General features: G+C 53.4%; 10 protein-coding genes. 5 read left to right on the top strand and 5 right to left on the bottom strand.

The features are described 5' to 3' along the window. Positions 1–42: 42 nt before the first annotated feature. The 5 genes from AC13E3_RS01510 to AC13E3_RS01490 all read left to right on the top strand — a co-directional run bounded on the left by AC13E3_RS01510 (position 43) and on the right by AC13E3_RS01490 (position 6092). Positions 43–363, top strand: a complete 321-nt coding sequence (locus tag AC13E3_RS01510; protein ID WP_008170311.1) for a 2Fe-2S iron-sulfur cluster-binding protein — start codon at positions 43–45, stop codon at positions 361–363. A gap of 14 nt (positions 364–377) precedes the next feature. After that, positions 378–1790 (top strand): cytochrome P450, encoded by a 1413-nt coding sequence (locus tag AC13E3_RS01505; protein ID WP_008170310.1) that lies wholly within the window; start codon positions 378–380, stop codon positions 1788–1790. Between the two features lie 17 nt (positions 1791–1807). Next, positions 1808–3445, top strand: coding sequence for a GMC family oxidoreductase (locus AC13E3_RS01500; RefSeq protein WP_023011694.1), 1638 nt, complete (start codon positions 1808–1810; stop codon positions 3443–3445). Between the two features lie 84 nt (positions 3446–3529). Beyond that, the gene (locus tag AC13E3_RS01495) at positions 3530–4780 is read left to right on the top strand and encodes an NAD(P)/FAD-dependent oxidoreductase (protein WP_008170308.1); all 1251 of its coding nucleotides are present in this window, start codon (positions 3530–3532) and stop codon (positions 4778–4780) included. Positions 4781–5066: 286 nt separating this feature from the next. Then, positions 5067–6092, top strand: a complete 1026-nt coding sequence (locus tag AC13E3_RS01490; protein ID WP_008170306.1) for an IS110 family RNA-guided transposase — start codon at positions 5067–5069, stop codon at positions 6090–6092. An 898-nt stretch (positions 6093–6990) separates the two neighbouring features. On the opposite strand, the gene AC13E3_RS01485 is transcribed toward AC13E3_RS01490, so the two are convergent. From AC13E3_RS01485 to AC13E3_RS01465, 5 genes are all read right to left on the bottom strand, one after another. Beyond that, complete coding sequence (locus AC13E3_RS01485; protein ID WP_008170303.1) at positions 6991–7662, bottom strand: OmpW/AlkL family protein; 672 nt, start codon at positions 7660–7662, stop codon at positions 6991–6993. 84 nt (positions 7663–7746) lie between these two features. Further along, complete coding sequence (locus tag AC13E3_RS01480) at positions 7747–9369, bottom strand: long-chain fatty acid--CoA ligase (protein ID WP_206769634.1); 1623 nt, start codon at positions 9367–9369, stop codon at positions 7747–7749. A 100-nt stretch (positions 9370–9469) separates the two neighbouring features. Then, the gene (locus AC13E3_RS01475) at positions 9470–11068 is read right to left on the bottom strand and encodes a GMC family oxidoreductase (RefSeq protein ID WP_058091244.1); all 1599 of its coding nucleotides are present in this window, start codon (positions 11066–11068) and stop codon (positions 9470–9472) included. Between the two features lie 27 nt (positions 11069–11095). Continuing rightward, positions 11096–12550 (bottom strand): aldehyde dehydrogenase family protein, encoded by a 1455-nt coding sequence (locus tag AC13E3_RS01470; protein WP_058091245.1) that lies wholly within the window; start codon positions 12548–12550, stop codon positions 11096–11098. Further along, positions 12550–12962 (bottom strand): hypothetical protein (locus AC13E3_RS01465; protein WP_482901638.1); only part of this gene is annotated, 413 nt, incomplete at its 5' end. The genes AC13E3_RS01465 and AC13E3_RS01470, both read right to left, overlap by 1 nt.

Raw genomic sequence — 12962 nt, 5'->3', positions numbered from 1 at the left:
AGACAATATCTATTACTGAAAACTACTGGCAGGAGAACAATATTGGGCAAGATTACTTTTATAGAACATGATCAAACTGAACATGTCGCTGAATTCAAAGCTGGTTCCTCGGTAATGCAAATCGCCGTTGACAATCTGATTCCCGGTATTGACGGGGATTGTGGGGGAGAGTGTGCCTGTGGTACCTGCCACGTCATCGTCTCGGACGATTGGTTCAGAAAGACAGGTACGCCTGGTGGTGAGGAAGAGCAAATGCTGTCAATGACCCCGGAGCGGGCAAGCACTTCGCGCCTGGGCTGCCAGGTGGTCATTACTGATGAAATGGACGGCATGACCGTGCATTTACCCGAGTTCCAGATGTGAACATAGGAGGACGCATGCCAACACTGTCCAAAACATTTGACGACATTCAGTCCCGAGTGATTAATGCTACCTCCAGGGTGGTGCCGATGCACAGGCAGATCCAGGGGCTGAAACTGTTAATGGGCGCCAAGAAGAAGGCCTTCGGCCCACGCCGGCCCGTGCCCGAATTTGTTGAATCAGCCATCCCGGACGTTAACACGCTGGCCCTTGAGGACATCGATGTCAGCAATCCGTTTTTATATCGGCAGGATCAGTGGCGCGCCTATTTCAAACGGTTGCGTGATGAGGCTCCGGTCCATTACCAGAAGAACAGCCCCTTCGGCCCCTTCTGGTCGGTGACTCGCTTTGAAGACATCATGTTCGTGGATAAGAGTCACGACCTGTTTTCCGCCGAGCCGCAAATCATTCTGGGTGACCCTCCAGAGGGACTGTCGGTGGAAATGTTCATAGCGATGGATCCGCCAAAACACGATGTGCAGCGCAGCTCGGTACAGGGCGTGGTGGCACCGAAGAACCTGAAGGAAATGGAGGAGCTGATCCGATCGCGTACCGGCGATGTGCTTGACAGCCTGCCTCTGGGCCAGCCCTTCAACTGGGTGCCCACTGTATCGAAGGAACTCACCGGTCGCATGCTCGCAACCCTTCTGGATTTTCCTTACGAGGAACGTCACAAGCTGGTGGAGTGGTCGGATCGAATGGCCGGTGCAGCCTCGGCGACCGGCGGCGAGTTTGCCGATGAAGAGATCATGTTTGACGACGCAGCAGACATGGCCTGGTCTTTCTCCAAGCTTTGGAGGGATAAAGAAGCGCGCCGCGCGGCGGGCGAAGAGCCCGGTTTCGATTTGATCAGCCTGCTACAGAGCAACGACGACACCAAAGATCTGATCAATCGCCCGATGGAGTTTATCGGCAATCTGACGCTGCTTATCGTTGGCGGCAATGATACCACTCGCAACTCAATGAGTGGTGGCCTGGTGGCCATGAACGAATTCCCAAAGGAGCTCGAAAAACTGAAGGCAAAACCGGAACTGATTCCGAACATGGTGTCGGAAATCATCCGCTGGCAAACGCCGCTGGCCTATATGCGCCGAGTCGCCAAGCAAGATGTTGAGCTGGGCGGCCAGACCATCAAAAAGGGCGATCGCGTTGTGATGTGGTACGCCTCGGGCAACCGTGACGAGCGCAAGTTCGAGGACCCCGATCACTTCATTATCGATCGCAAGGACGCACGAAACCATATGTCATTTGGCTACGGTGTTCACCGTTGCATGGGCAACCGCCTGGCGGAATTGCAACTGCGTATCCTATGGGAAGAGATTCTCAAACGCTTTGACAAGATCGAAGTCGTCGGCGAGCCGGAGCGCGTGCAGTCCAACTTCGTGCGGGGCTATTCGGAGCTGATGGTCCAGCTGACACCAAAAAGTTAATGAACAGGCTGACCAGGATGACGACCGAACAATTTGACTATGTCGTGGTTGGCGCGGGCTCGGCCGGATGTGCTGTCGCCAGCCGCCTGTCGGAGAGCGGTCGCCATTCTGTGCTGCTGCTTGAAGCCGGTCCGGAGAGCCGCCGCAACCCTTTCGTGAACATGCCGCTGGGTTTCCTGCAGCTGATGTTCAGCCGCCGCTACAACTGGCAGTTCAATACCGAACCGCAGCGTCACATGCACGACCGGGCGCTTTTTCAGCCGCGGGGCAAGATGCTTGGCGGTTCCAGCGCCATGAACGCGCAGGTCTATATTCGCGGGCATGCCCGGGACTACGACGAGTGGGCACGGCTGGGGTGCAACGGGTGGTCATACGCCGAGGTGTTGCCCTACTTCCGCCGATCGGAACATTTCGAGCCCAAACTTACGCTGAATGAGGCAGAATTTCATGGTCAGGGTGGTCCGCTGAACGTTGCCGAGCGGCGCTATACCAATCCGCTGAGCATTGCGTTTGTCGAGGCGGCAACCCAGGCGAAGTACCGGCTCAATACAGATTTCAACGGCAGTGAGCAGGAGGGCGTGGGCTTCTACTACGCCTACCAGAAAGACGGCACACGCTGTAGCAATGCGCGGGCGTATCTGGAACCCGCTGCGGGGCGCTCCAACCTGACGGTTTGCAGCGGCGCGCATGTCACCCGGGTGCTACTCGAAGGCACCCGCGCCACCGGTGTCGAATACCGCGATACAACGGGGCAGACGCAGGTTCGTGCCAGGCGCGAAGTTGTGCTCTGCGGCGGCGCGTTCAACTCGCCGCAACTGCTGATGCTGTCCGGGGTCGGTCCGCGGGAGGAACTGTCCCGGCATGGCATAGAACTGCGCCATGCGTTGGAGGGCGTCGGGCAGAATCTCCAGGATCATATCGACGTGTTCGTGCGCGTCAGCGCCCGCAGCCGCCAAAGCATCTCGATGCATCCGAGCTACTGGCTCAAGGGGCTGTGGGGCGCTCTGACGTATCTGAGCGGCCGGCGGGGCGTGCTGTCGAGCAACGGCGCCGAGGCCGGCGGGTTCATCCGCTCCCGGCCCGAGGAGCCGATACCCGACCTGCAGCTGCACTTCGCGCCAATGCTGTACGACGATCACGGGCGAGACCTGAAGACCGCGATGAGCGGTTATGGCTACGCGGTGATGATCTACGGGCTCAGGCCATCGTCGCGCGGGCGCGTCGGTCTGCACAGTGCCGACCCGTTTGCGGCGCCGCTGATCGACCCCAACTACATGGCCGAGTCCGCCGATGTCGAGCGACTGGTACGCGGGGTACATCTGGTGCGCAGAATCCTGGCGCAGGCGGCCTTTGCCCCGCACCACGAGGTTGAGGTCTCGCCCGGGCCGGCGCTCCAGAATGACGACGATCTCGCCGCATGGGTACGGCGCAGCGGTGAATCAGCGTACCACCCGGTTGGCACCTGCAAGATGGGTGTTGATCCGATGGCGGTGGTCGATCCGCGCCTGCGCGTGCATGGCCTGCAATGCCTGCGGGTGGTCGATGCCTCCATCATGCCGACGCTGGTCGGCGGAAACACCAATCAGCCGGCAACCATGATCGGCGAGAAAGGCGCCGCGATGATACTTGAGGATGCCGGGGAGACGGTCGGCTAGCGCTGCGGGGGGCATCCCGGCGCACAGCTGGCATCCGGACTTCTGATCAATCTGATCCCAGAGAACAACAGGCAGAGACAGACTATGGCAAACCAACAGAAAGAGACGACAGTCATCGTTGGCGGCGGGCACGCAGCGGGTGCGCTCCTGACAACCCTGCTGCAAAAAAAATATCAACAGGAAGTGATTCTGGTGGGCGAAGAACCACATCCACCCTATCAGCGGCCGCCCCTGTCCAAGAACTATCTGGCAGGAGAGGTTGATCAGGCGTCGCTGTACCTGAAGCCGCGCTCGGTGTACGAGAACGCCGGCCATCAGTTGCGGCTTGGTGTGCGTGCCGAACAGATTGATCGGGACAACAGGACCATCAGCCTGTCGGACCAGAGCACATTGAAATACGATCGACTGGTTCTGGCCACGGGGTCCCACGTCCGAAGCCTGAACGCACCCGGGGCTGACCTGGAGGGCATTTATTATCTGCACGACATAGCTGACTCGGATGCCCTGCGTGAAGAATTGCTCCCGGGGAAGCGCCTGGTCATCGTGGGTGGTGGTTACATTGGACTTGAGGTGGCAGCCAGTGCCACCAAAAAAGGCGTTAATGTCACAGTACTGGAAGCGGCCGAGCGTCTTATGCAGCGTGTAACAGGCCCGGAAATCTCAGAGTTTTTTTACACCAAACACAGCAGCGCCGGCGTGGATCTGCGGCTGAACACGGCGGTAACCGGTTTCGAAGCGGGCGATCAGGGGCATGTGGCTGGCGTGACCTTGGCGAGCGGCGGCACTGTACCGGCCGACATCGTGCTCGTTTCAGTGGGTGTTGTGCCGGAAACCGCCCTGGCTGAGGCCGCCGGCCTGCCCTGTGATGACGGCATTATTGTTGACGAGTTTACCCGCACAGAAGATCCCGCCATCCTGGCGATCGGCGACTGTACCCGCCACCGGAATCTTTTCTTCGAGAAGATGCAGCGCCTTGAATCTGTCGCCAACGCGGTTGATCAGGCCCGGACAGCGGCGGCAACCCTGATGGGCGAGGAGAAACCCTATAACAGCGCTCCATGGTTCTGGTCGAACCAATATGACGTGCGTCTGCAGATGGTGGGGTTGTCGCAACATCATGATCAGCGTGTGCTGCGCGGAAGCCCGGAAGACAAGGGATTTGCGGTGTTCTATCTCCGCGATGGCTGTGTCATTGCTGTTGATGCGGTCAACCTGCCCATCGCTTTTATGGTCGGCAAGACCCTCGTTCAACAACGCAGGCAGGTCAATCCTGAAATGTTGAAGGATCCGGATATTGAACTGAAGTCCTTGGTGAGCGGTCAGTCCATAAATTGAAATTGACGACCGAGTAGAGCTGTGCCCTTAGTTTGCCCAAAATTGCGAAAGCAATGCACAACTCATACGGCCTATGGATATCATATCCTACGACCGACAGCTTTCAGTGAGCGCAAAGGATGCGTGAGCCACAACCGGCGGAATTTCCCGTAGCCAGACACATTACTGTTGCTCTGGTAAACCGAGAGCACCATAGCGAATGATATGGACTCCCCCTGCTCCCACGGCATCGATGTGCCACATTGAAGGTGTCTGACATCTTCAATCAAAAGCAGGAGGAGTCATCATGAATGTTACAACCATTGGCATCGATCTGGCGAAAACTGTGTTCAGTATTCATGGCACCGATCAACACGGCAAGGTCGTGGTTCGCAAACGACTGAACCGGCCCAAGCTGTTGCCTTATATCGCTCAGCTCCCACCCTGCCTGATTGGCATGGAAGCCTGCTCGGGTGCCCACCATTGGGCTCGGGAAATGACCAAACTCGGCCACGATGTCCGAATCATTGCACCCCGGTTTGTCGCGCCCTATCGCAAGAGCAGCAAGAACGACGACAACGATGCCGAGGCCATCTGTGAGGCAGTAGGTCGGCCGAATATGCGGTTTGTTCCAATCAAGACCGAAGACCAGCAAGCCGTACTGTGCCTGCATCGTATTCGCCGTGGACTGACCAAAGAACGCACCGCGCAGATCAATCAGATTCGTGGGCTGCTGGCCGAGTTCGGACTGATCATTCCCCAGGGCCGTTACGCCGCACGGCGCCGGGTTCCCGAAATCCTGGAGGATGCCGAAAACGACTTACCCATGCTCGCTCGCCGCTTAATCAACAACATCAACCAACGCATTCGACAGCTCGATGAAGAAATCCTGGCTTACGATCGGGAGGTCGAAGCGATGGCCCGGAGCGATGAGCAGGCCAAGCGCCTTATGGCCATACCGGGTATCGGACCACAGACCGCAACAGCCCTGCTGGCCAGTGCGCCTGACCCCAGACAGTTCAAAAGTGGGCGACACTTTGCCGCATGGTTGGGTCTGGTGCCCCGACAATACTCGACCGGTGGCAAGGTGCGACTTGGCCGAATCACCAAGCGCGGGGACAAATACCTGCGAACGCTGCTGATCCATGGCACCCGGGCAGTGATTGCAAAATTACCGGATAAGAATGATCGACTCAGTGACTGGGCCAAAGACCTGGTGGAACGACGTGGATACAAGCGGGCCGCCGTTGCGATGGCGGCCAAGAACGCCCGGATTATATGGGCACTACTCATGAATCAAACCGAGTTTAAGACACAGCCTGTGGAGGGCTAAAACCGAGCACCAACGACAGGCAGAACAAGCCTGCCAGAAGAGTCTTGCAACGGCAAGCGATGACGGAACGGTCAGACCGAGAGTGGGAGAACCTGTTTATTTCTGCGGCTCAGCGAAGCCGACTAACGAATAAGGTCCCCGCTCACACGCATCATCATCCTGGCCCGGGCAAAAACGCCCACAAAGAGGCCGAATGTAGAGCCGCAGTCTCAAACCGCTTCGGATTCAAATGGCGTTGCTTGACCGCAGGGGGAGTCCATGTAGGTGAAATAATTCTCTATATGTCCCACTAATAACCTCACCTTGCAATTACCGACGAAAATATGAACTTGATTTTACCCACAAAGAAAAAGCGAAGTCTCTATCGGCCATTATGGGTAGAGGTTCCGATCACTCAATCCTTCATAAGCAACATCGCCCATTCGGTGTCGACCTCTTGTTTTGGTTCATCTGAGCATATGCTTTTTCATGCGGATGGGTGGTGGCAGCCAAGACAGGGCTTTTCAGACTGCAAGCTTCAAGCGGTGTGTAAATCAAACACAGTAAGATTCCGGCTTATTGATGGTGGACATCAAGAACCGATAGTTACGAGCGGTATTAATGTTAAGACACTTGCTCGATTAAATGAAACTTGCGGGACTACTGAAAAGGTTTTCTATAGTAAGGACGTGCCGGTCCTGATGGCTATATACTACTCGACTAAACGATACGAGACCTTTAAATGATGCATAAGGCTGGGGCTATATACCTAAGGAAGATCTGAATAACCGCTGGTTTTTGCCCCTTTTCCGCAATCTTGGCGGAAAAGGGGCGCATTGGTCTTACGCTGCAGGTTTTTTATCAATCAGCAGGTTGCTGAAAGCGACCAGCAAATGCAGACGGTTGGTATACTTGGCATTTAAAAGCGATATGCAACACCGATGCTCACGATAGTGGGGTCCACTTCCACTTTTGCCTGAACAGGGGCCGGGCCCAGGTTACCGGTGATATCCGCCTCGAAGGGTGCATATCTAACGTCAAAATTTGCCGACCAGTTATTGTGTATCCTCCAGCGAAAACCAGCCTGAACCGCAGGGGCCCATGTATCTTCGACGTCGAAGTCGGTTAGTGCGCGATCCTTCTCATCTAAAAAGAGAATCCGTCCTACACCCGCTCCAAAGTACGGAGAGAAGTTGCTACCCGTCAAAACATGATACTGAAGCGAAAGAATTACCGGACCATAATCTGTTTGACCAAGAAAAAGACCGGAGAGAGACTCTTCGCCCTGGAGGTCCGCACTAGCGGGAATGCCGCCAAAAATGTTAAATGCCAGCTGATTACTCAGAAAATACGACACGTCGAATGATACGGTCGTATCGTTGTTAATAGACAGGTTGGAATTTGGAACGGGGGCACTCCCCGCAGAGGCTGATCGCAAATCTTCATCGGTTAGAACTCTAGTGGCATTCAGCCCAACCACCCAGTCGCCTCTACTGTAAACCGGCTCAGATTGAGCGTTGGCCAGGCTCGCAGCAAGTGAAAGTAAAAGGAACGCCACTAACGAGACTTTACTAATTATTTTAGGTTTCATTTTTTATTATCCTTTTTGGTATTAAAACAAATTGGCTTTAGGTAAAACTGCAATTTTTCGTAACACAAATGCCACTCATTGAAGCTAGCTTGCCGGTTTATTGACTAATACTTCCCCATACTCAGAACGCAGCTTGTTTTTTAATACTTTCCCAGTGGCATTGCGTGGCAATCCTTCCACAAAGATCGCGCGATCCGGGATCTGCCACTTGGCGACTTTCCCTTGATAATGAGCAAGAAGTTCCTCCTCAGTAATATTTGCGTCGGGTATTTTTACTGCCAACAGGATCGGTCGTTCGTCCCATTTATCATGGGAGGCCGCCACTACGGCAGCTTCATTGATGGCAGAATGGCCCATTGCGATTCCCTCCAATTCGACTGTAGATATCCATTCACCACCAGATTTAATAATATCTTTTGAGCGGTCACGTATTGTCATAAATCCATCATCATTGATCGAAGCAACATCACCTGTCTCGAACCAACCGTCTTCCTCAAGAGTCTGATTTGGTTCAACACCGAAGTAATCGGCTACCACCCAATGACCACGGATGCGGAGATTTCCCTGAGCAATGCCATCTTCGGGCAGTTGATGGCCGTCTTCACCCACAATTTTGAGCTGCACCCCGTAGGGAGGCCGTCCCTGGCTTTCACGGATTTTGTTTCTTCCTTCCTCCGAAAGAGTATTGTGTTTCGACAGCAGTGCATTGACGGTTCCGATCGGTGATGTTTCTGTCATTCCCCATGCATGGACAACTTCTACGCCATACTTACCACGAAACTCCGACATCATTGAGGGCGGACAAGCGCTACCCCCTATCACCGTCCGTTTAAGCGACTGTGCCGAGGAGCCAAGCTCGTCCAAAGCCGAGAGAAGTCCCTGCCAAATTGTAGGCACACCCAGCGCAATCGTTACGCTTTCTGAATCGATCAGCTTGACCAAACTTTGTCCATCCAGGCCAGGACCAGGCAACACCAGTTTGGCTCCAACCATCGCCGTAATGTAGGGTACCCCCCACGCATTTACGTGAAACATAGGAACAACCGGCATCACCACGTCCCGTGCCGATAAATTCAGTGCGTCGGGTTGAGCAGCTACCAGCGCGTGCAGAACGGTGGAGCGGTGTGAATAGAGCACCCCTTTGGGATTTCCAGTGGTGCCCGATGTATAGCAGAGGCTTGAAGCCTGGTTTTCGGCGATTTCAGGCCAATTCGCGTTAGGCGTTCCTCGCTGAAGAAACTCTTCATAAAACAACAATCCTGGAAATTGCGCTGCAATTTCTTCGTCCGGTTCGGACATCAATACAAATTTCTCAACCGTCTCCAGTCGGTCTCGGATATTTGAAACAATGGGAAGGAACGTTTTGTCAAAGAATATGACTTTGTCTTGAGCATTGTTGATAACGTAAACGAGTTGTTCTGGAAACAGTCGCGGGTTAATGGTGTGACACACCATCCCGCCACCAGAGATGCCAAGGTAACATTCCAGGTGCCCCACGTTATTCCAACAAATGGTCGCGCACCGATCCCCCTGGACATAGCCTGCCGTTCGAAGCGCTGACGCAAGTTGTCGCGACCGCTCCGAAACAGTTGCCCAGTCAGATCGACTGGGATTTCCATCCGTTCCTATCGACACAATCTCAGCGTCTCCATGGTAGCGAGCAGCATGGTCGATCAAGGAATTCACGGTGAGCTCCATGTTCATCATTTGGCCAAGCACGTTTATCTCCTGTCGTTTTTGTAGTTGGTTGACGCGAGTATCTGGCGTCATTAAGGTCCAATGTAGAAGGCATAATCCGGGTTTGAACCTAAACATTTCCCAAGAGGATGTCGGCTGCATTTTCGGCAATCATCATGGTGGGTGCGTTGGTGTTACCGGCAACCAAACTGGGCATTATCGAGGCATCGACAACTCTTAGCCCTTCAATCCCTCTGACTTTTAATTCCGGATCAACGACTGAATCCGGATCCGCGCCCATACGACAAGTGCCAACGGGGTGGTAAATAGTCTCTGCATTTTCCCGGATAAAGTCCGCAATCTGACCGTCCGAAGACACCGAGTTTCCGGGCTTAATTTCTCGTTTACTATGTAAAGCCATTGTTGGTGCCCCGAGTATCCGTCGTCCAAATTTAACGGCCGAGATCATTGTTTTGATGTCTTCGGGGTTACTGAGATAATTGGGTTGAATCAACGGGTCGGCCAATGGGTCAGGGCTTTTGAGACCTATAAAACCGCGGCTTCTGGGCATTAGATCGCAAATATGCAAGGTGTACCCATACCCGGCCATCACTTTTCGTCCATGATCCTTCAGGTAAGTTGGCAAAAAGTGGAATTGCACATTTGGCCGTTCGCACGAGCGCTCGGATTTAACAAAGCCTCCGGACTCGGCAACATTACTGGTAAGAAATCCACGTCGCGCAAAGATATATGAGAATAATGCGCTCACGCCCCGAAACAGGAAACTGGGAGCAACGCCAATGGGCAAACGTGAGTTCGCCGCGTGCATGATCGTAATATCCAAATGATCAACCAGATTCTGGCCGACCTCAGGAAGATGATGCACAAGGGGGATCCCGTGTTTTCCAAGCTCTTCGCTATCACCGATTCCCGAAAGCATAAGTAGTTGTGGTGAATTAACCGCACCACCAGACAATATGACTTCACCGCCGTTATTGAGTCTAAGCTGGCGATATTCGCCCCCCTGGTTCAGTGTCACGCCGACTGCCCGCTTACCGTCCATTACCACCCGGGTTACCCGCGCGTCCGTTAGCACATCAAGATTAGGCCGGTTCTCCGCGACACGCAGAAATGCCTGCGCTGAACTCCAACGGCGACCATTTTTTTGTGTCACCTGGTAGAGTCCCAATCCCTCTTGCGTCTCTCCATTAAAGTCCGTGTTTATCGGGAGCTCTACATGAGGTGCCGCTCGAACAAAATCTCGACTCAACGGATTGACTGATTTGAGTTCACTTACGGTGAGCTCACCGCCCTCCCCATGGTAAGAATCTGCGCCAAAACGTTTATTATCTTCCAGTCGACGAAACAATTTTAAAGCGCGATCCCATCCCCAGAGGTCTGTCCCGGCAACTTGACCCCAGTGGTCATAATCGGCTTTGTGACCTCTGATATAGACCATGGCGTTGATAGAAGAGGACCCGCCAAGTGTTTTCCCACGAGGCCAAAACAGGCGGCGCTCCTTTAGATGTTCTTGAGGTTCGGTTTCAAGAGCCCAATTCAGCTTTTTACTATTGGAAAGGAGTGCTATACCTATAGGCATATGTATGAGTGGATTTTTATCCTTTGGGCCCGCTTCTAGCAACGCTACTCGCTTTGAAGAGTCCGCCGTAAGCCGATTGGCCAATACACAGCCCGCCGATCCCGCACCGACAATAATGTAATCGTACATAATAACTCTCTTATTATTTGATTATGCTCAGCCCAGAATACGAACAGCAGCCTCTATAAGACGCCGGACCCAGGCTGTATAGGGTGGAAAAAGAAGATGCATAAGAGAATGTTTATCCTCCATCAACGCCTTTTCATGCGAAAAAGCGCGGAAACCGTATTCACCGTGTGCCGCCCCTATCCCGGAATTATTAACTCCACCAAACGGCAGACCCGGATGTAGAAAATGCACAACTGTAAGGTTGACTCCTACAGCGCCGGAGCTCGTTCGCTCGATAATATCCGTGGCAAAAGACTCGTTTTTGTCGAATATGTAAAGCGCAAGCGGTTTAGGGTTATCGTTGATTTTCTTGATAACCAGATCAATATCGTCGAATTCAATAACGGGTAAGATCGGGCCGAATAACTCCTCACGTGAAATATCCATGTCGCTGGATACATTTGAAATCAACGTCGGAGCAATAAAATTCTCTTCAGCATCTGTAACACCGCCCTCAAAGACTCTTGCACCTTTGTTTTTGGCATCATCTATCAGGTTTGAAACTCGCTGGAAATGACGTCGATTTACAATCCGGCAATAGTCGGCGGTCGATTTCTGGGCTTCTGGTGTTTTTCCATAGACTCGCCCAATTTCCGTTTTAAGTGCTTCATTGAATTGATCTGCGATATTAACGTGCACAAAAACATGATCTGGGGCGATACAGGTCTGTCCATTATTGGCAAACTTACCCCAGACAATGTTTCTTGCAGCCCTCTTTATGTTGGCATCTGGGCCAACAATGGTCGGGGACTTACCCCCCAATTCCAGCGTCACTGAGGAAAGGTTCGTGGCGGCAGCCTCCATGACCACCTTGCCTACCGCAGGACTGCCCGTGAAGAATATGTGGTCGAAGGGTAAGGCCAACAGTTTCTGCGCTACCGCGGCATCACCCTCAATCACGGAAACCAGATCGGGAGGGAAGGTTTCGGCGACAATGTTGGCAATCACCTTTGAGGTATGTGGTGTCATTTCCGAGGGTTTAATGATGGCTCCGTTCCCTGCAGCCAACGCTGAGACGAGAGGCCCGAGCGCAAGATTGAGCGGATAATTCCACGGTGCAATAATCAGGCACACTCCCTTTGGTTCTGGCCGAACATAAGATTTCGTGCCCAGAACACCAACGGATGCAGCCACTCGCTTCGGACGCATCCATTTACGCAAGTGTTTTTTAGTGTGTCGAATTTCCTGAAGCACCGGCAGGAGTTCAGTTAATTTGACTTCTGGAGCGGGTTTTCGAAAGTCCGCCGCGCAAGCCGCAATGATGTTTGATTCGTGGCGTTTAATTGAATCCCGCAGCTGGTCGAGCTGCGCTATTCGAGCCTCCAAGGTAAAGCTTCCGCGACGCGCAAGTTGTGCCCGCTGTAGGGCCGCGAACGTTGAATCAATCGTATCGCTGGTTGACACATTGGTCACCCCAACCTCCGCCAGACTAGCAATCTGCATTATAAAATCACCTCTTGCCGAACGAGACTGTTGTTATTTTCAATCGGATTACTAGTCTTCATAGAGGACATAGTCCTCTTTTGTGGCACCACAGTCCGGACAGCACCAATCGTCTGGAATATCTTCAAAACGAGTGCCGGCAGGGAAGCCTTCGGCTTCATCTCCGAGAGCTTCATCGTAGATATGGCCGCAAGTGATGCAGACCCACTTCCGATAGGTATCTTTTTGAGTCGAGTCTTTCGGCGATTTTGAAGAGTTAGGCTTGGGTTTCGAGTTATGGTGATTTCTGGTGTATGGAAGCAGGTTGAAGGGGTGGCGTATCCTGTTGGTTGATCTCCGCCAAGATCACAACCAACAGAGGAATGATACGCCATGTCCAAGTCTAACCTGCACGCTCTTTCACAACCAGAGG

The organism is Marinobacter sp. L-80 (assembly GCF_056859395.1).
This window is presented reverse-complemented; position numbering and strand designations above follow the sequence as displayed.